Here is a 19013-nt window from a genome sequence, read left to right on the forward strand (position 1 = left end):
TAGCGCGAATATAACACCCCGCAAACAAAAAACCGGCCCGCAACAGGTGCGGGCCGGTTTCATCATTCATGCCATAGGGCAGAATTAGTAACGGTAATGATCCGGCTTGAACGGACCAGCCTGCGGCACGGCAATGTATTCGGCCTGTTCAGCAGACAGTTTGGTCAGTTTCACACCAAGGCGTTCAAGGTGCAGGGCTGCAACCTTTTCATCAAGGTGTTTGGGCAGGACATAAACCTGATTTTCGTAATTGGCGTGGTTTTTCCACAGTTCGATCTGTGCCAGCACCTGGTTGGTGAAGGAGGCCGACATCACGAAGCTGGGATGACCCGTTGCACAACCAAGGTTAACAAGGCGGCCTTCGGCCAGAACGATCAGGCGTTTGCCATCGGGGAATTCGACTTCGTCAACCTGCGGCTTAACATTGTGCCATTTGTAATTGCGCAGCGAATTGATCTGAATTTCAGAATCAAAGTGGCCGATATTACAAACAATCGCCCGGTCCTTCATCGCCCGCATATGGTCGAGCGTGATGATGTCGATGTTACCAGTGGTGGTGACGAAAATGTCGCCAAACGGGGCGGCATCTTCCATCGTGGTCACTTCATAACCTTCCATTGCGGCCTGAAGCGCACAGATCGGGTCAATTTCGGTAACCAGAACACGGGCACCCTGGCTGCGCAGCGACGCAGCCGAACCTTTACCCACATCGCCATAACCGGCAACAACGGCGATTTTACCGGCAACCATCACGTCAGTAGCACGTTTGATACCGTCAACCAGGCTTTCGCGGCAGCCATAGAGGTTATCGAATTTCGATTTGGTAACCGAATCGTTCACATTGATGGCCGGAACCTTGAGCGTACCTTTTTTCGCCATTTCATACAGGCGGTGCACACCAGTGGTGGTTTCTTCCGACAGACCTTTAATGTCGGCCAGCAGTTCCGGGTATTTTTCGTGGATCAGCTGGGTCAAATCGCCGCCATCATCCAAAATCAGGTTCGGCTTCCAGCCGTCCGGCCCTTCGATGGTCTGCTCGATGCACCACCAGAATTCTTCCTCGGTTTCACCTTTCCAGGCGAAAGTCGGGATTTCAGCAGCCGCCATCGCAGCAGCAGCCTGATCCTGGGTCGAGAAGATGTTGCAGGACGACCAGCGAACGGTGGCACCCAATGCAATCAGGGTTTCCATCAGAACGGCGGTCTGAATGGTCATGTGCAGGCAGCCCGCGATGCGGGCGCCAGCCAGCGGCTTGCTGGTGCCAAATTCGTCGCGCAGCGCCATCAGGCCCGGCATTTCGGTTTCGGCAATCGCAATTTCCTTGCGGCCCCAATCGGCCAGGGAAATGTCTGCGACCTTGTAATCGGTAAAGTTCGACATGTCGTCTCCATCAATAAGATATGGCGCTTCCATATCCTTTGCCGGACCTTGCCGAAAAAGGATATGAAACCGCCGTTAAACTTTTAGCTGTGGCCCATAGCGCCACCGCGCATGCCCATATATAAAGATATGTTTATATCGGCATCAAGCATTTTCTTGCTTTGCCATCAAACTTGATGCGCACACAAATCTTCAGGCAGGCAACACATATCGGGATGATGAGGGTTGATTGCACCTAATAAAGGCCCATTTTTGTATAAAATCATTGAGCATAAGCAAACCTGCCCGTCTTAGCCCCCATCACACAGATATGAAGAAGGCCACATTATTGCTACTTGATCGGGCTGCCGGTCTCGGATATCGCTTATTCACCTCATCAAGCAAGGACCCTGTCGCGTGCGGACGTTTGCCCTTTTCCTGACCGTTCTTTTCTCACTGGCAGTTATACTGACCAGTATGAATGATGGTATGGCGACGGAAATGGCACATACGCAATCGCACGGGATGCCGCATCACGGAATGGCATTGTCCCCCCTGACGGATCATTCATCACATAAGTCGGCAATGCCCTCGAACGGACATACTGACATGTGCGGCATGATCCTGTGCGGGCCCTTCATGCCCCTGTCCCTTGGCGACTCCTCCCGCAATCAGGAACTGAAACCGGTAACCTATCGGGTATCGAACGATCTGCTCCAATCGCTTAGCGAAGCCCCCGGCGGCAAACCTCCGCGCATCTGAAAGAGAACCGGCTTATTGCCGGAAATTTTCCATTCCCGCCTTTTATATCACTGACCTGCTATCAACGAGGCGCCTCGTGATAGCCATTATCCGAACGTGCATGAACCGCGCGCGCCAGGAGGTCAGGCCATGCAACCCAGGCGGGAGAACATTTTGAAAATATTCTCGCTTTCAGGAGCATTTCATGCCCGCTTTTAAATCATCCTTCGCCCACATTCTGTCTCTGGCCGTACTTTCCATCGGAGTCACATTTCTGGCACCGGTCGCAGCCTATGCGGATGCCGGCCATAAAAATGGCATGCACGCTACCGATATCGGTGCACCCGGAATTCCTGCCGATGCGAAAAAAACGATCGAGATCATCATGCAGGATAACTTTTTCGAGCCGGAAAAAATTGTTGTGCAGGGGGGTGAAACGGTTCGCTTTGTCATCCGCAACGAGGGTGAATTCGTTCATGAATTCAACATCGGCACTATTGCCATGCATGCGGCCCATCAAAAAGAAATGGAAATGATGGTCGAGCACGGGGTGCTTGAGGCCGATAAAATAAACATGCAGGCCATGAATATGGACATGGGCAACGGCATGTCCATGAAACATGACGACCCAAATAGTGTGCTGATCGAACCGGGTAAAACTGCCGAAATCATCTGGAAATTCCCTGAAAATGCCGACCTGGAGTTTGCCTGCAACATTCCGGGCCATTACCAGTCCGGCATGATGGGCCAGGTCAAGTTTCAGTAACAACGTGCAGCAAAGCAAGGCTGGAAGCCCGGCTCCGGTGTCACAATTGGCCGGGTTTCCTGCCCGCCTGCCAAGCGGAATTCATGCCATGAACATCAAAAATTCGTGGGGCACCCTTATGGCTGCCCTTGCCGTTGTTGTGCTGTCTTTGCCGGCACAGGCCAAACCCTATGAACTGAGCGTCGATTACGTAGACATCGAAACCAACGGAACCAAAACAGCCGGTATTGGCTATAACGGATCATCCCCCGGTCCAACCCTGCGTTTTCGTGAAGGCGAAGAAGCAGAAATCAGGGTAACAAACAATCTTGATGAAACAACATCCATCCACTGGCACGGCCTGATCCTGCCCTATCAGATGGATGGCGTTCCCGGTATCAGCTTTCCCGGTATCAAACCGGGCGAAAGCTTTACCTACCGGTTTCCGGTTCAGCAAAACGGCACCTACTGGTTTCACAGCCACTCCGGTTTTCAGGAGCCCGACGGTGCCTATGGTGCCATCATCATTGAACCCAAAAGCCGCGACCCGTTTCGCTATGACCGCGAATATGTCGTGGTGCTGAAGGATAAACACCCCCATTCCGGGGCGCGTATCATGCGCAATTTAAAAATGATGCCCGATTATTACAATCGCCAGCAGCGCACCCTTGGCACCTTTATCGATGATGCCACCCAAAACGGGCTTTCTGCCACGCTGTCCGAACGCAGGGACTGGGGTAGTATGCGGATGATGCCAACCGATATCGAAGATGTCCAAGGCTTTACCGGCCTGATCAATGGCATGTCCCCCAAACAGAACTGGACCGGTATTTTCACCCCCGACGAACGTGTGCGCCTGCGTTTCATCAACGCATCGGCAATGACCTATTTTGATGTTCGTATTCCGGGCCTTCAAATGACAGTGGTTCAGGCCGACGGCAACAATGTGCAACCTGTTACCGTTGATGAGTTTCGCATCGCGGTTGCGGAAACCTATGACGTGATCGTGCAACCGACAGAAGACCGGGCCTATGCGATCATGGCTGACTCTATGGGGCGTTCGGGTTATGCCTTTGCCTCGCTCGCCCCGCGCAAGGGCATGCGGGCTGAAATGCCCGAACCGCGCACCAAAAGCCCGTTACTGACCATGTCGGACATGGGCATGGACCACGCCAATATGGCCGGTATGGCCCATGACATGACGGACATGACGGGAATGACAAGCATGCCATCATCGCATGGCATGGCAGGCATGGATCACAGCAAAATGGACCATGCCGCAATGAATATGGACACCGAAACCGCCGACCCGTTTTTTGCTCCGGGCAGCGGTCTGACCCCCAAAGCGGCCAATGGCGGCAAGTTCCTGTCTTATGCCGATCTGAAAGCACAAAAGCCACGTTACCCGGAACGCCCGGCAATGCGGGAAATTGAGTTGCGCCTGACCGGGAACATGGAACGTTATGTCTGGTCGATTAACGGCATCAAATACGAGGATGCCGACCCGATCCGATTGCAATACGGCGAACGGGTGCGCTTCACCTATATCAACGAAACCATGATGGCCCATCCCATGCATCTGCATGGCATGTGGTCGATACTTGATAACGGCAGCGGCAAATGGAACCCGGTAAAACACACCATCAATGTCAATCCGGGCACCACGGTTTCATTTGAAACCGAAGTCGACGAACCCGGCGAATGGGCCTTTCACTGCCATCTCAGCTATCACATGGCATCTGGCATGTTCCGCAAGGTCATTGTCAAAGGCGGGCCACAAGCAGCCCTGACATCCAATGCCAAGGAGAACTGAGCCATGATGAAAAAATCTAACGCAATTTCAGTTTCAATTGGTTTGGCCTGTAGCCTTATCGCGGCACCGACAATGGCAATGGACGGAAGCCTCTATTATGGCCTGCAGGTCGAACAACTCGAATATCGTTATGGCGACGAAAATGAAAAAAGCGCCGCATGGGACGGAGATGTCTTTGTCGGGACGGATGAATTAAAGCTGCGCTGGCAAAGCAAAGGCGAACGTGACCTGAGCGATGAAAGTTTTGAAACACTGGAAAACCAGTTGGCCCTGCAAACTCCGATCACAGACTTTTTTGATGCCAGGGCTGGTGTCCGGGCGGATACCCCGACGGGCCCCGATCGCTGGTATGGCATCGTTGGCATTAGCGGCCTGGCACCGCAATGGTTTGAACTGGATGCCGATTTCTTTCTTAGCGAGACCGGCGATAGCAGCGCCAGACTGGATATAAAATATGAAGGCCTGCTGACCAATCGCCTGATCCTGACACCGTCACTGGAAACCGACATTGCCTTTTCCGATGATCAGGAAATTGGCACCGGACAGGGCATTTCAAAGGTCGAACTTGGCTTGCGGCTCAGTTACGACCTGATTGACCGCGCCGTTTCGCCCTATATCGGCATCAGTCATGAACGCAAATTTGGCAAAACCGCCCGTTTCGCGCGCGACGAAGGGGGCGATCGAGACACCACCTATATCGTGATCGGCACACGCCTCATGTATTGAGCCAATCAGAAACAGCGGGGAAATCAAAATTTCCTCGCTGTTTTATTTCCGCAATCAGGCTAAATCGTTAAAGTCATCCAGCATCGTTGCAATACGGGCCGGGTCCCATTGATCAAGGATTTGCTGGGTCTGATATTCCGAAGTGCGGCTATCGAGGCGTCGCAAACGCTGCTTGACCGGCAGCAGACTGCCTGGCGACATCGACAGATTGCGCAATCCCATGCCCAAAAACAGCGGGGTATAGCGCGGATCACCGGCCATTTCGCCGCACACACTCAGGGGCACATTATTACGTTTTGATGCCTTTGAGACTTCGTGGATCAGGCGCAAAATAGCCGGATGCAGCGGGTCGTAGGACTGTGCGACCTGGTCATCACTGCGGTCGATTGCCAGGGTATACTGGGTCAAGTCATTGGTGCCGATGGCAAAAAAATCGCATACCCGTGCCAGGGCATCAATACTAAGCGCGGCTGCAGGAATTTCGATCATGGCCCCTAACGGCGGCAATTCTGACGGTATATTATGCCCCTGATCGCGCAACCGGTCAGCAACGCGATGATAAACCTGGCGCACCCGCACCATTTCGGCCACCGTCACCACCATTGGCACCAGCACACGCACCTGCCCATGCAGGGAAGCACGCAAAATGGCCGCCAATTGGGCCTCCAGCAGGTCTTCACGCCGCAGCGACAACCGCACCCCGCGCAGGCCAAGGGCCGGGTTGGGGCCACTACCCATTTCGTTTTGCAGGGCCACCGCCAGCTTTTCACCGCCAATATCGAGGGTGCGGATGGTAACAGGCAAATCCTTCATCTGGCTGACGATGCCTGCGAGTTCCTGATATTGCTCTTCTTCATCGGGCAGGTAGCTTTTATTCATGAACATGAATTCGCTACGCAAAAGCCCGATGCCCGTTGCCCCGTTTTGCAAAACCGTCGACACCTCGACGGGAAGCTCAATATTAGCGTGCAGGGCAATTTGCACTTTGTCACGGGTTTCCGACAGCAGGTCGCGCTGGCTTAACAGTTTGGCGCGTGCCGCCAGCCAGTCTTCCCGGCGTTTGCCATATAATTTCAAATCGGCATCGGTGGGCCGCAAAATGACTTCGCCACGGATACCATCGACAATAACCGTATCACCGCCCGAAAGACCGCGAATAATATCCGCCGCGCCTAGCACGGCAGGAATACCCAGTGCACGCGCCATAATCGCGGTATGACCCTCCGCCCCGCCAATGGCGGTGACAAAGGCCCCAACATTGCCCGGTTGCAAACGGGCCATATCCGCCGGGCTGAGTTCTTCGGCAATCAGGATGGCTCCGCTGGGGGCATTATCCAGTGCGCGGTCGGTTTCGCCAATCAGGCAGCGCATCAGGCGCAGGCCCACCTCGCGAATATCAGCTGCGCGGGCGGCAATGTATTTGTCCTTGATGCCGGTAAATTGCTGGGCGATGCTGTCGATCACATCACTAACCGCCCAGATCGCATTCATTTTTTGCTGGCGAATGCGTTCTTCGGCCCCGCGCAACAGACGCGACTGGGTTAGCATCTGGATATAGGCATCCAGCAAAAAGCCCAGCTCATCGGATGCCGATGCCTCCAGCGCACCCGATTGCGATTTCAAACGGCGAAGCTGATCAATACTGTCGTCAACCCCGCGATGCAGGGCGCTGACTTCCTGTTCAATGCAATCTGCCGAAATGGTCTGACGGACAACATGGATATATTGGCGATCCAGAACAAAGGCCCGACCGATCACAATGCCGCCCGATGCCCCCAGGCCGGCAATCATGCGCCGACCCGTTACCAAGGCGTCCTTGCTCTGGTCTGTGTCCTGCGGTGTAACTTGCAAACGTTTCCTGATCGGTTTTTTGCCGTTATTCTTCGTGGAACTTGGCTTCAACCAGTTCGCTTAAGGCGGCAATCGCCTTCTGGCAATCACTGCCCGATGCTTCAATTTCAATTTCGGTACCGGTTGAGGCAGCAAGCATCATCAGCCCCATGATCGAAACCCCCGAAACCTCGGTACCGCGATTGCGCACCATAATGCGGGATTCAAATTCGCCCGCCAGTTTAACAAATTTTGCCGCCGCCCGCGCGTGTAATCCACGCTGATTGACGATGGTGACAATACGCTTTTCAGTTTGCGACATTCTGTTCCCCGTTGGCAGAAGGAAAATATTTCCTGTCTGCCACGCCTTTAATGTTCTTATTCTTCACCGCTTAACAAACGCGAAGCGACATTAATATATTTGCGGCCTGCGTCCTGGGCAGCATTCACCGCCTGGGCAAGGCTGCCATCCACCCGAACGGATGCCAGCTTGATCAGCAAAGGCAGGTTCACACCGGCAATCACCTCGACATGGGCCTGCTCCATAATGGAAATGGCCAGGTTCGATGGCGTGCCCCCGAACATGTCGGTCAAAAGCACCACCCCTTGGCCGGAATCGACATTTTCAACAGCGGCAAGAATATCCGCACGACGCTGTTCCATGTCATCATCCGGTCCGATGCACACAGCCGCAATCTTGTCCTGCGCGCCAACAACATGTTCCAAAGCAGCGACAAATTCCCGTGCGAGATCGCCGTGGGTGACAAGCACCATCCCGATCATGCAGTTTTCTCCATCAAATCATTTCCCCCGGCTTGGTTTGATCCGGCTCTGCCGGTTTGTCACGATGACTGAGATGAACGTCATATCCCAGTGTTGATATCCAGTCATTAAGCAGGCGCGCAATATACACGGACCTGTGTTTCCCGCCAGTACAACCAACCGCAATGGTCAGGTAACTTTTGCCTTCTTCGGCATAGCGGGGCAGTATTGGCCCGATCAGAGCCTTGAGCCGATCCATAAAACCGGCAAAATCCCGGTCCTGCGCGACATAGTCCCCTACAAGCGGGCTCATGCCGGTAAGATCGCGAAGGTCGGGATCATAATGCGGATTGCGCAAAAAGCGCACATCAAAAACCAGATCCGCCTCGCCAGGTACCCCCTGGCGAAACGAAAAGCTTTTAATAAAAATCGCCATCTGCCCTGATGTGGGGCTGGCGAAATGATCCTGCAAGATTTTGCGAAGTTCGGTAGCCTTAAGGCGGGATGTATCGATTTGCATATCCGCAATGGCGGCAATCGGTGCCATCAGGCGTTTTTCATGCGCAATGGCATCCACAAGGGGGCGGTCCTGGGTCAGCGGATGCGGGCGGCGCGTTTCGGTAAAGCGCCGTTGCAAAACCTCGCTATCGGCATCGACAAATACCACTGTTACATCCAGCCCGGGTTGCGCGCGCAGGGAGGCAATGATCTCGCCAAACTGATCCACGCCAAAATCGCGGGTCCGAATGTCCAGGCCAATGGCAACCGGCACCTTTATTTCGGCATCCCCGCTCAACAAATTGGGCAGCAAACGCAATGGCAAATTATCCACCGCATCATAACCGAAATCTTCCAATATTTTCAGACTGGTGGTACGCCCTGCTCCCGAAACCCCCGTGACCAGTACAAGGCGGGCATTTTCCGGTTCTGCATCTTCTACATCCGGCTCTTTCCGCGCCGTGTGGGCGGAAAGCTGCGACGCAGCAGGCGAAACAGTGTCGTCCCGGGGCTTTACGGGTCTTTGGGGCTGGTCAGTCATGATACAATCCGCATCTTCCCGGTTGCCAGGAACAAAACCGTTTTAATCTTGTCAGGGGCGCTGCTTTCAAATGCAAAGAACTTCCATACCGGCACATGAACCCCGCACAGCGTTTCCGTTGCGGGCTCGGGCATACGCTCGATTATATCATGTGTGCCCGGTTCGACCAGATCGACAATCACATGAATTTCGGCATGGCGACAATGCGCCAGCCCCGCAACAATGCCAATCCCGCGCACTTCGATCATTCCGGCCAGGGTTTGGGGTGCTGTGGCCAGCAATTTGCCATCCTTGATGAAAATATCGGTACGGTCATCGGATACAAGTTGTGCCCCGCGCGAAACCAGGCGCAGGGACAGGTCCGACTTGCCGCTACCCGACGGACCCCGCAGCAAAACACCCTGCCCGTCAAATGCGACACAATTTGCGTGAAGCTGTGTCATATCGGGCAAAACGATGCGCGGCACAACGCGGCTTGTCAAACGGGGAATTACGCTAAAATGCCCGCACTGCACAAAAAAGGGCTTGCCGATTAGCGGCTAACGGTTTCCAGCGGCAGGCGAACGGTAAATACCGCCCCCTTAACCTCGCCTTCCACCGTGCGATTCGATGCGCTGAGATGCCCGTTATGGGCTGCGACGATTCGCTGCGAAATCGACAGACCCAACCCGGAATGCTGACCAAATTTCTCCGTCGACGGACGTTCAGTATAAAAGCGGTTAAAGATCGCTTCTTCCTTGCCTGCCGGGATACCTGGCCCGTCATCCTCGATGGTGATAACCGCCTGGTTTTTATCGCGCCAGGCCCGCACACGGACTTCGCCATCTTCAGGGCTAAAGGTCAGTGCGTTGGAAATCAGGTTACGAAACACCTGTACCAGACGGCTTTCAAGGGCAGGCACCACCAGATTTTCCGGGGCGGTTACCTTCACCGGCGGGCCACCTTCGCCGGCATTATACAGTTCCGACAGGGTTTGCAGCAAAATGCGCAAATCAACTTCTTCGGTTTCCGCGCGCGACAATTCGGCATCCATGCGCGAATAATCGGAAATATCACTGATCAAACGATCAAGGCGCTGCACGTCTTCGGCAATGATTTCCATCAGGCGGCGCTGGCGTTCCGGGTCTTTCAGGCGCGTTGCGGTTTCCACCGCACTGCGCAGCGATGTCAGCGGATTTTTAATCTCGTGTGCCACATCGGCAGCAAAGCGTTCAATCGCATCCATGCGGTCCCACAGGGTTTCCGTCATGGCGCGCAGCGTGCCGGAAAGATCGCCAATTTCATCATTGCGGTCCGACAGGTCGGGAATGGTGAATTGGCGGTTTTTGCTGCGCCGCACCCGTTCGGCCGCCCGGGCAAGCCGGTTAAGCGGGCGGGTAATCACCCCGGCCAGATAAATCGAGAGCAACACCGTAATGCCAAAGGCAAAAACAAATATTTTCAGAATATCGAGCCGCACCGCATGCAGGGCGGATTCAATCGCATCACCATTTTTGGTCAACATGATCGAGGCCAGCACCTGCTTGAACCGCTGCACCGGCACCGACACCGACAAAACCCTGCGCCCGCGACTGTCCACCCGCACCACCCCGCGCGAATAACCGGCAAGGGCCGCGCGCACTTCGGGGTAATCCGATGCGCTGGCAATGGGGGGATCCACATAAAGCGGCAGCGGCTGGTCGCCTTCAAACAGGGACAATACGCCCTCGGTCAGATTGCGCATAATCTCGGCAAGTTCGTCATCATCGCCAGGTGCTGGCAGTTCTTCGGTCTGGACCGCACCGGCCCCAAATGACTGAATATTGCGGCTATCCGCAATCAATTGCCCGTTCGCCCCAAACAGGCGGGCGCGGGCGCCGGTAATGCCCACCAAACGGCGCACCATTTCGCGGGCCGTTTCCAGTTTCACACGTTCGGTGGCATCATCGCCCCGGCCCACCGCGGCTGTAGACAGAGCAGCAGCATACATTTCGGCCTGAACGGCCATGGCCTCAAGCTCGGAATGGATCAGTTCCTGTTTATAACGGCCCAGATACAAAATCCCCGCCACCAGCACAAACAGTGCCAGTGCATTCACCGCCAGAATGCGCCATGTCAGCGGAGAAAACAGGCCGTGACGTTCCTCAAGACGTACGGAACGCGTCTCGCCGGAGCGGGAATCGGACTGGTTTCCTCCCTGCGGGGATGCCGTAGCAGCTTGATCGCTCATAAAAACCGTAAATTATCCCGGCATGTTGTGACATGCCGGGGTGTTAATCAAAGCCCTGCTTATTCCGTAACGACGGTACCGGGGGCCACAGCAGCAGCAGCCGTATCGCGATAACGATAACCGACACCATACAGCGTTTCGATTTCCTTGAATTCCTTGTCGGTTTCACGGAATTTTTTACGCAAACGCTTGATATGGCTGTCGATGGTACGGTCATCGACATAAATATGTTCGCCATAAGCCGCATCAATCAGCTGGTCACGATTCTTAACGTGCCCAGGATGCTTCGCCAGGGCCTGAATCAGCAAAAATTCGGTCACGGTCAGGTTCACATGCTGGCCCTTCCAGCTACACATGTGACGCGACGGGTCCAGAACCAGATCACCACGCTGGATCACATCGTCTGACCCGGTCGGGCGCACACCACCGGCACGAATGATTTCCGCACGGCGCAACAATGTGCGAATACGTTCAATCAGCAAACGCTGGGAAAACGGTTTTTTGATATAGTCATCCGCCCCCAGGCGCAAACCCGTCAGTTCATCCACCTCGTCATCCTTGGACGTCAGGAAAATGACCGGCATCTGGGTTTTTTTACGCAAATGGGTCAGAAGTTCCAGCCCGTCCATACGCGGCATCTTGATGTCGAGAACGGCCAGATCGGGCTCGTCCTTTGTCAGGGCGTGCAGGGCTTCGGAGCCGTCGGAATAAGTGCTGACTTCATAGCCTTCTTCTTCCAGGGCCATCGAAACCGATGTCAGAATATTCCGGTCGTCGTCCACAAGCGCAATCTTACTCACCTGGATCCTCGTTTCAAAAATTGAACTACTTAACGTGGACTATACAAAAAACACTGCTTTGTGGCGAAAAAATAACCAGATGCGGCATCTTTGAGATTTTTTCGTCCATACAAAACACCTTTGCATTGTCGCAGATACATTGCCAAACATATTTCGGTACCTCAATATGCCTATACGCCACAGATATAGGCTAGCCTATTCTTTGGAAGTCCCATAAGCTGCCGTGACGACAGCGCGAAAAAGAACCGCGAAAAGGCGGCAGCCGGGCACAGACGCATATATTTCTTCAAGGGAGGAAGACGAGATGACATCCATTCGTGCGAAATCCGTACTTGCCGGGGCAATGGCGGTGGCACTGAGCTTTGGCAGCGCATCAATGGCCAAGGCCGATGAATTTATCAATGTTCTGACCGGCGGCACGTCGGGTGTGTATTATCCGCTGGGCGCGGCCCTTGCCAATATTTATGGCGAGAAAATCGAAGGTGCCCGCACCCAGGTACAATCCACCAAGGCATCGGTTGAAAACCTGAACCTGCTGCAGGCGGGTCGCGGTGAAATCGGCTTTGCGCTGGGCGATTCGGTAAAATTGGCCTGGGAAGGCGACAAGGAAGCCGGTTTTAAAAAGCCGCTCGATAAGCTGCGGGGCATTGCCGCCATTTACCCGAACTATATTCAGATCGTGGCCTCCAAGGAATCCGGTATCAAGTCACTGGCCGACCTGAAAGGCAAAAGCGTTTCTGTTGGTGCCCCCAAATCGGGCACCGAACTCAATGCCCGCAAAATTTTTGAAGCGGCTGGCATGTCCTACGAAGATTTGGGCAAGGTTGAATATCTGCCCTTTGCCGAATCTGTCGAACTGATGAAAAACCGCCAGCTTGACGCCACCCTGCAATCAGCAGGCCTGGGTGTGGCTTCGCTCAAGGATCTGTCATCCTCGATGGATGTAACCATTGTGTCGGTTCCGGCGGAAGTCGCCGAGAAACTGGGTGCCCCCTATATTGCTGGCACCATTCCGTCAGGCACCTATGAAGGCCAGGCAGACGATGTGCCGACCGTTGCCATCGTCAACTTCCTGGTGTCGCATTCCGGCGTTTCCGACGAAATCGCCTATCAGATGACCAAACAACTGTTTGAAAACCTGCCAACCCTGGAAGCCGCCCACAATGCGGCCAAGGCGATCAAGCTGGAAAATGCCGTCAAAGGCATGCCGCTGCCGCTGCATCCGGGTGCGGAAAAATACTACAAAGAAAAAGGCATCATGTAAGTGCCGCTCACAGTCAGTTCCACCGTTAAACGGTGCCGACTGTGCCCTTATTTACCGGCCGGGGTCTTATCATCCCGGCCGGGTTTGCTTTTTACCCACCCATAAATCTTTCCAACCTGCCTGAAGCCGACCTTGCCGGGGACCCTAACTAAATGTCGCAAGACCAATCCGCCCATCACGTACCAGCCGATTCCCCTGATCTGGCGGTTCACGACCCACTGGTTGACAGCTTTGCGCCCACCTTTGAGGGACGTTTGCTGTTCTGGATCGCCTTTATCTTTTCCGCCTTCCAGATTTCGACCGCTGCCCACCTGATTGACTTTCCCAGCCAGGTGACACGCGCCATCCATGTCGGTTTTTTGATCCTGCTGATTTTCCCGCTGATCGCGATTGGTCGCAAGGCCAGCCTGCCGGTGAAAACCCTAGCCTGGATTGTGGGCCTGTCAGGTGTTGCCGTTGCCGGGTATCAGTGGGTTGAATATAACGACCTGATCCTGCGCGCCGGCGACCCGAACAATATCGACATTGTTTTTGGCATTGTCGCCCTGATCGGCGTTTTTGCCGGGGCCTATGTGCTGATGGGCCCGGCCCTGCCAATTATTGCCGCCTGTTTTTTGGCCTATTGCCTGTTCGGGCAATATCTCCCCTCGCCACTTAATCACCGGGGTTATGCCTTCACCCAGGTCATCGACCATATGACCTATGGGACCGAGGGCATTTACGGCATTCCGATTTATGTTTCCTCGACCTACATCTTTTTGTTCATCCTGTTTGGCGCCTTTCTGGAAAAGGCCGGGATGATCCAGCTTTTTACCGATGTCTCGATGGGTCTTGTGGGCCATGCACGCGGCGGGCCGGCCAAGGTTTCAGTCATTTCATCGGGTCTGATGGGCACCATTTCGGGCTCTGGTGTTGCCAATGTGGTCACAACCGGCCAGTTCACCATTCCGCTGATGAAACGTTTTGGCTACCGCCCGGCCTTTGCCGGTGGGGTTGAATCAACATCAAGCATGGGCGGGCAGCTTATGCCGCCGGTGATGGGGGCCGTGGCCTTTATCATGGCCGAAACGCTGGGTGTCGAATATTACGAAGTGGTCAAGGCCGCCCTTATTCCCGCGATCCTGTATTTTGCCTCGGTCTTCTGGATGGTGCATTTGGAAGCGGGCAAATATGGCCTTTCGGGCATGGACAAATCCGAACTGCCCTCGCCGCGGGCCGCCATTCGCAAGGGCTGGTATCTGATCTTGCCGCTGGCCGTGCTGGTTTATCTGCTATTTAGCGGCTATACCCCGCTTTTTGCCGGGACCGTGGGCCTGGCACTGACAGTATTGCTGATTTTGGGAAGCTCGATTGTTCTGGGCCTGCCCAAGGGCATCATCCGCACCATTTTCTGGATCTGCCTTGGTGTGATTTCGGCGGCGTTTCTGGAATTTGGCATTCATGTCATTGCCGGTGCCATCCTGATCCTGATGGCCTGGAATGCCATTTCCAAAGGCGGGCGTGAAACCCTGCTGGTCTGCCGCGATTCACTGGCCGAAGGCGCAAAAACCGCCCTGCCCGTTGGGGTTGCCTGTGCCGTGGTGGGCATCATTATTGGCACCATGACGCTGACTGGCGTTGCCAATACCTTTGGGGCCTTCATTGTTCATGTCGGGTCCCAAAGCCTGTTCCTATCCCTGATCCTGACCATGATCACCTGCATCATTCTGGGCATGGGCATTCCCACCATTCCCAACTATATCATCACCTCTTCCATCGCCGGTCCGGCGCTGTTGCAACTGGGTGTGCCGCTGATTGTCAGCCACATGTTCGTGTTCTATTTCGGCATTCTGGCCGATCTGACACCACCGGTGGCCCTGGCCTGTTTTGCCGCCGCGCCGATTGCGCGGGCAAGCGGGCTTAAAATCTCGTTTGAGGCGGTCAAGGTGGCGGCGGCCGGGTTCCTGATTCCCTTCATGTCGGTTTATACCCCCGCCTTGATGCTGCAGGATGGCGGGCCAATGGCCGATGAAATTGGCTATATTCCGGCGGTCGCCTATATTTTTGTCAAAACGGCCATTGCCATTGGCCTGTGGGGCATGGCGGTGATCGGGGCATTCAATATCCGCCTGACCATCCCGGAACGGCTGATTGCGGTCGCAGCCGCCTTTAGCCTGATTGCTGCCTATTCCGTCACCGACCTTATGGGCTTTGCCCTGTTTGCGCTGTTTTGTACCATGCACTGGCTGCGCCTGCGCAAAATCAAAGAAACCGCAGGGGCCTGATCAATGGGCCTTTGCATCCTGACAGCGGGTAAAACCATCAGCCTTGCCATCACGGCCTTTACATTGTCGTGGATGCACTCGGTCGAGCATACCGGCTGGCAGGAGGATTATCACATCGTGCCACACGGGCTTAAAATTGTGGAAGCCCGTGTGAAGGGCGGCGGGGCCGGTATGGAACCCCCGCCCGACGCGATTTTGAAAAATGACTGGTGGGTTTATACCCCGCACCTTGGCGTCCTGCCGGAACTCAACCTGGCTGCATCCGGGGCCACTGGCGGCGGCTGGCATGTGTGCAGCCCGCAAATGAAAAACTGCCTTGATCTGGGCGAACAGGCGCAGGCTGCCATCAAGGTCCGCCCCTGTGACGTGGATGGACCCCAAGGCACTGTTACAACGCAAAATCACGGCTAAGGTCTAACATAACAGCCTTTTACAAGGTACTATCGGAACATTCCGGTATCAGATGCGTGGACATTACCCGCTTGGGCTGTAGACGACGATAATTTGAATCGATACAATTTAAATTATTTATCACACTCAAACCAGTAAGTTTTAAAATGGAGTTTTTCCACCTTTTGCGTCAATCCCCACGCCCGTTGGCGTTTGGGGCTTTGCACAGTTTTGGTTCGGCCTTTGGCCAGACATTTTTAATCGCCTTATTTGTTCCCTTCATTTCACAAAGCCTGGGCATTAGCGAAACCGGGTTTGCCAACATTTATGCCGGCATCACCATCGCCAGTGCCTGTGCCCTGCCCTTTGTCGGCCGCATGATCGACCGGATCGACATGTTGCGTTACAGCCTGCTGGTCATGATTTTTCTGGCAATTGGCTGTTTTGTCACCTCGGGCGCAGAGAATATTTACGTTCTGATTGCCGGGATGTTTATCCTGCGTTTTGGCGGGCAAGGGTTAATGAGCCATGTCAGCATGACAAGCATTGCCCGCTATTTTGATCGCAGCCGGGGCCGAGCACTGGCGATTGCCGCCTTTGGTTTTCCCATGGCCGAGGCTATCATGCCCGCCCTTTTCCTGGGCCTGATTGCCGCCCTTGGCTGGCGAATGGCCTTTGTTGGGGCGGGTATTGTTATTTTGGCGGTGATGCTGCCGCTGGCCCTCTGGCTGGTGCGCGGCAATGCCCGTTTTCGCGCCATTCCGGCCAATAATGCAAACGCAGAAATATCAACAAAAGCACCCGCTGAAACGCAGCCAAACACCCCAATCCAAAACGCCGATGATGTATCGAAGAAAACCACCGCACATCCAAGGCTTTTCAAGTCGGTCTATATCTGGCTAACAATTCCCATGCTCGCCGGGCAGCCGCTGGTCTTGACCGCCCTGTTTTTTCATCAATCGGTCATTGCCAGCCAAAAGTCGATTGATCTGGGCTGGTTTGCGGCAGGTTTTACCGTATTTGCCATCACATCGGTGATCGGGGCCTTTGGCAGCGGCCCGCTGATTGACAAATTCGGGGCGCGGCGACTGTTTCCCTGGCACCTGTTGCCGTTGATGGGCGGGGTTGTCGTGCTGACATTTGCCGAAACCGGGCAGATCATCCCCGTTTATATGGCGCTGGCAGGGTTTACCACCGGCTGTGCCACCACACTGCGCACGGCCATTGTCCCGGATCTGGTCCCGATCAGCGAAATTGGCTCTGTCCGATCCAGTCTGACAGCGATTATGGTCCTGGCATCCTCGGCGGGGCCGCCTATTTATGGCTGGTTATTTGCTGCACATGTCGCATTGCCCACCATATTAATGGCAACCGTAATCGGCATGGCTGTGGCAACCCTGTTATCGTGGCTGGCGGAACGGCCAGGATTTTACCAGCCACCGCACCTTGGCACAGTGCCGCATCGCCGACATGCCGCCCAAGGACATCAGGGCAGCAAATGATGAAAACCATTTGTGCCCCGAGGGCAAAAAAATGGCCCGGAACACAAAAGTGTCCGGGCCAGTCGGGAAAACAGCGTCATAACTTGGGAGGAAGGACGCTACAGTAAAACTCGGGTAGGTACCGGAGCGCGGGCAACGCGCTCACGGTTTAAGTTCTGATCAAAGATCAGGCTGCACCACCAACGGTGCCGGCAGGGGTCGCAGTACGACCGGCTTTGTCATCGGAACCTTTGAAAAGGTTACGGAAAAAGCTGCTGATATATTCAGCGCGAAGCTGCTGGCCCTTGCGCACGCCAGCTTCAATCTCGCTGGTTTCAATGTTCAGCAATTTGATGTCAGCAAACGTCCTCATATCGGACCTCCTTGAATTTCGGTTTTCGCGGCAACATCGCCGCTTCGTCTGAAAAACAATCTAATTCTCTTTACTGCGAAGGGGAATTACCTCAATATGCACATTACTTATGAACAATGATCACAAATAACCAACTTGATCTGAGGAAACGCCGATGGATCGCGCTGCAGAAATGGAAATCTTTGTCTATGCTGTTGAAGAAGGCAGCTTTTCGGCAGCAGCACGGGCTTTGCGCCTGTCTCCATCCGCGGTGTCAAAATACATCTCGCGGTTAGAAGACCGGCTGGGGGCCCGTTTGCTAATGCGGACGACCCGGCAATTAAGCCTGACCGAGGAAGGCCGCGCCTTTTATGAACGTGCGCGCACAATTCTAAATGAAATTGAAGAAGCCGAAGAAGTTGTCACACAGCTTTATGCCGCCCCGCGCGGTACCTTGCGCATTAACGCATCGGTCGCCTTTACCAAATACCAGGTGGTGCCGCTGATCCCGGAATTTCTGAATATGTATCCGGACGTGCGCATCGAACTGACGCTGGATGATAAATTCACCGATCTGGTCAACGATGGTTATGACCTTGCCATTCGCCTGTCCGAACTTGAGGATTCATCGCTGATTGCCCGTAAATATGCCGTCAACCGGCGTTTTATTGTCGCCTCGCCGGATTATCTGGAGAAAAACGGCATTCCGCGCAAACCGCAGGATCTGGTGAACCATAACTGTTTGCATCTATCCTCACGCGAAAGTTTCAATGACTGGCATTTTGAAACGCCCGAAGGCCATATGTCCTTTCGCGCCCAGGGCAGCTTTTCGGCCAATGATGGCGATGCGCTTCATGCCGCCGTTGTTGCCGGGCTGGGCATGGCCCGCCTCGCCGAATATCTGGTCCATGAAGACATCCGTGCGGGTCGCCTGACCCCGGTTCTGACCGATTTTATCCATGACCGCGCCTGGATTTCGGCGGTGTATCCGCATAAGCGGCACCTTTCGCCCAAGGTCCGCGCCTTTGTGGACTTTCTGGCCGAAAAATTTACACCGGTCCCGCCGTGGGAACTGGGGATGCGCGATGCCCGTTCTGTCCGCCGCGAAGATGGCCGCCCGGTGCAAACCAACCAAAAGGCGCTCAACCCCGAAGCCACCGCAAAAGGGCAAGTCAGCTAGGCCTTATTTTCCAAAAACAGAATAACACAAAACAGCCTGATCATTTGGGTCAGGCTGT

18 protein-coding genes are annotated in these 19013 nt (G+C 54.5%); 9 read left to right on the top strand and 9 right to left on the bottom strand.

The window, feature by feature from the left end:
- Nucleotides 1–84: 84 nt before the first annotated feature.
- On the bottom strand, nucleotides 85–1380 hold the full coding sequence (gene ahcY / locus LF95_RS20395; protein WP_073957132.1) for an adenosylhomocysteinase: 1296 nt from the start codon (nucleotides 1378–1380) through the stop codon (nucleotides 85–87).
- A 396-nt stretch (nucleotides 1381–1776) separates the two neighbouring features.
- Between ahcY and LF95_RS20400 the strand changes: the two genes are divergently transcribed.
- The 4 genes from LF95_RS20400 to LF95_RS20415 all read left to right on the top strand — a co-directional run bounded on the left by LF95_RS20400 (nucleotide 1777) and on the right by LF95_RS20415 (nucleotide 5384).
- Nucleotides 1777–2121: a hypothetical protein gene (locus LF95_RS20400; RefSeq protein WP_073957039.1), complete on the top strand. Its 345-nt coding sequence runs from the start codon at nucleotides 1777–1779 to the stop codon at nucleotides 2119–2121.
- A gap of 184 nt (nucleotides 2122–2305) precedes the next feature.
- On the top strand, nucleotides 2306–2866 hold the full coding sequence (locus LF95_RS20405) for a cupredoxin domain-containing protein (protein ID WP_073957040.1): 561 nt from the start codon (nucleotides 2306–2308) through the stop codon (nucleotides 2864–2866).
- Between the two features lie 88 nt (nucleotides 2867–2954).
- Nucleotides 2955–4658 carry a copper resistance system multicopper oxidase gene (locus tag LF95_RS20410; RefSeq protein ID WP_073957041.1) on the top strand — a complete coding sequence of 568 codons (1704 nt, stop codon included), beginning with the start codon at nucleotides 2955–2957 and terminating at the stop codon, nucleotides 4656–4658.
- Between the two features lie 3 nt (nucleotides 4659–4661).
- Nucleotides 4662–5384 (top strand): copper resistance protein B, encoded by a 723-nt coding sequence (locus LF95_RS20415; RefSeq protein ID WP_073957042.1) that lies wholly within the window; start codon nucleotides 4662–4664, stop codon nucleotides 5382–5384.
- A 54-nt stretch (nucleotides 5385–5438) separates the two neighbouring features.
- Here LF95_RS20415 and ptsP read toward each other — a convergent pair whose 3' ends face one another.
- The 7 genes from ptsP to LF95_RS20450 form a co-directional block, all read right to left on the bottom strand.
- Nucleotides 5439–7175, bottom strand: coding sequence for a phosphoenolpyruvate--protein phosphotransferase (gene ptsP / locus LF95_RS20420; protein WP_073957043.1), 1737 nt, complete (start codon nucleotides 7173–7175; stop codon nucleotides 5439–5441).
- An 85-nt stretch (nucleotides 7176–7260) separates the two neighbouring features.
- Nucleotides 7261–7536, bottom strand: coding sequence for an HPr family phosphocarrier protein (locus LF95_RS20425; protein ID WP_073957044.1), 276 nt, complete (start codon nucleotides 7534–7536; stop codon nucleotides 7261–7263).
- Nucleotides 7537–7592: 56 nt separating this feature from the next.
- Complete coding sequence (locus tag LF95_RS20430; RefSeq protein WP_073957045.1) at nucleotides 7593–7997, bottom strand: PTS sugar transporter subunit IIA; 405 nt, start codon at nucleotides 7995–7997, stop codon at nucleotides 7593–7595.
- A gap of 13 nt (nucleotides 7998–8010) precedes the next feature.
- Nucleotides 8011–9015: an RNase adapter RapZ gene (rapZ, locus tag LF95_RS20435; protein WP_083607846.1), complete on the bottom strand. Its 1005-nt coding sequence runs from the start codon at nucleotides 9013–9015 to the stop codon at nucleotides 8011–8013.
- Nucleotides 9012–9497, bottom strand: coding sequence for an HPr kinase/phosphorylase (locus LF95_RS20440; protein ID WP_252509848.1), 486 nt, complete (start codon nucleotides 9495–9497; stop codon nucleotides 9012–9014). The genes rapZ and LF95_RS20440 overlap by 4 nt, the downstream gene beginning before the upstream one ends.
- A 50-nt stretch (nucleotides 9498–9547) precedes the next feature.
- Nucleotides 9548–11224, bottom strand: a complete 1677-nt coding sequence (locus LF95_RS20445) for a stimulus-sensing domain-containing protein (protein WP_083607847.1) — start codon at nucleotides 11222–11224, stop codon at nucleotides 9548–9550.
- A 59-nt stretch (nucleotides 11225–11283) separates the two neighbouring features.
- The gene (locus LF95_RS20450; protein ID WP_073957046.1) at nucleotides 11284–12024 is read right to left on the bottom strand and encodes a response regulator transcription factor; all 741 of its coding nucleotides are present in this window, start codon (nucleotides 12022–12024) and stop codon (nucleotides 11284–11286) included.
- 304 nt (nucleotides 12025–12328) lie between these two features.
- On the opposite strand from LF95_RS20450, the gene LF95_RS20455 reads away from it, so the two are divergent.
- From LF95_RS20455 to LF95_RS20470, 4 genes are all read left to right on the top strand, one after another.
- Nucleotides 12329–13288: a TAXI family TRAP transporter solute-binding subunit gene (locus LF95_RS20455; protein ID WP_073957047.1), complete on the top strand. Its 960-nt coding sequence runs from the start codon at nucleotides 12329–12331 to the stop codon at nucleotides 13286–13288.
- A 152-nt stretch (nucleotides 13289–13440) separates the two neighbouring features.
- Entirely contained in the window at nucleotides 13441–15552 is a 2112-nt protein-coding gene (locus LF95_RS20460) for a TRAP transporter permease (RefSeq protein WP_073957048.1), read from the top strand.
- 3 nt (nucleotides 15553–15555) lie between these two features.
- Complete coding sequence (locus LF95_RS20465) at nucleotides 15556–15963, top strand: DUF1850 domain-containing protein (RefSeq protein ID WP_073957049.1); 408 nt, start codon at nucleotides 15556–15558, stop codon at nucleotides 15961–15963.
- 164 nt (nucleotides 15964–16127) lie between these two features.
- Nucleotides 16128–17444 carry an MFS transporter gene (locus tag LF95_RS20470; RefSeq protein ID WP_252509849.1) on the top strand — a complete coding sequence of 439 codons (1317 nt, stop codon included), beginning with the start codon at nucleotides 16128–16130 and terminating at the stop codon, nucleotides 17442–17444.
- 166 nt (nucleotides 17445–17610) lie between these two features.
- Here the strand turns inward: LF95_RS20470 and LF95_RS20475 are convergent, their stop codons facing one another.
- Nucleotides 17611–17796 carry a hypothetical protein gene (locus LF95_RS20475; RefSeq protein WP_073957051.1) on the bottom strand — a complete coding sequence of 62 codons (186 nt, stop codon included), beginning with the start codon at nucleotides 17794–17796 and terminating at the stop codon, nucleotides 17611–17613.
- A gap of 154 nt (nucleotides 17797–17950) precedes the next feature.
- Here LF95_RS20475 and LF95_RS20480 point away from each other — a divergent pair, with 154 nt between their 5' ends.
- Nucleotides 17951–18955, top strand: coding sequence for a LysR family transcriptional regulator (locus tag LF95_RS20480; RefSeq protein WP_252509850.1), 1005 nt, complete (start codon nucleotides 17951–17953; stop codon nucleotides 18953–18955).
- The last annotated feature ends 58 nt before the right edge of the window (nucleotides 18956–19013 follow it).

It is taken from the genome of Thalassospira sp. TSL5-1, from assembly GCF_001907695.1.
In the GTDB taxonomy this organism is placed as follows: Bacteria; Pseudomonadota; Alphaproteobacteria; order Rhodospirillales; family Thalassospiraceae; genus Thalassospira.

Coding starts and splice junctions, on each gene's coding strand:
- LF95_RS20455 (WP_073957047.1), top strand. CDS start 12,329: ATGACATCCATTCGTGCGAAATCCGTACTTGCCGGGGCAATGGCGGTG.
- LF95_RS20410 (WP_073957041.1), top strand. CDS start 2,955: ATGAACATCAAAAATTCGTGGGGCACCCTTATGGCTGCCCTTGCCGTT.
- LF95_RS20405 (WP_073957040.1), top strand. CDS start 2,306: ATGCCCGCTTTTAAATCATCCTTCGCCCACATTCTGTCTCTGGCCGTA.
- LF95_RS20460 (WP_073957048.1), top strand. CDS start 13,441: ATGTCGCAAGACCAATCCGCCCATCACGTACCAGCCGATTCCCCTGAT.
- LF95_RS20430 (WP_073957045.1), bottom strand. CDS start 7,997: ATGATCGGGATGGTGCTTGTCACCCACGGCGATCTCGCACGGGAATTT.
- rapZ (WP_083607846.1), bottom strand. CDS start 9,015: ATGACTGACCAGCCCCAAAGACCCGTAAAGCCCCGGGACGACACTGTT.
- LF95_RS20415 (WP_073957042.1), top strand. CDS start 4,662: ATGATGAAAAAATCTAACGCAATTTCAGTTTCAATTGGTTTGGCCTGT.
- LF95_RS20425 (WP_073957044.1), bottom strand. CDS start 7,536: ATGTCGCAAACTGAAAAGCGTATTGTCACCATCGTCAATCAGCGTGGA.
- LF95_RS20475 (WP_073957051.1), bottom strand. CDS start 17,796: ATGAGGACGTTTGCTGACATCAAATTGCTGAACATTGAAACCAGCGAG.
- LF95_RS20445 (WP_083607847.1), bottom strand. CDS start 11,224: ATGAGCGATCAAGCTGCTACGGCATCCCCGCAGGGAGGAAACCAGTCC.
- LF95_RS20465 (WP_073957049.1), top strand. CDS start 15,556: ATGGGCCTTTGCATCCTGACAGCGGGTAAAACCATCAGCCTTGCCATC.
- ahcY (WP_073957132.1), bottom strand. CDS start 1,380: ATGTCGAACTTTACCGATTACAAGGTCGCAGACATTTCCCTGGCCGAT.
- ptsP (WP_073957043.1), bottom strand. CDS start 7,175: ATGATTGCCGGCCTGGGGGCATCGGGCGGCATTGTGATCGGTCGGGCC.
- LF95_RS20480 (WP_252509850.1), top strand. CDS start 17,951: ATGGATCGCGCTGCAGAAATGGAAATCTTTGTCTATGCTGTTGAAGAA.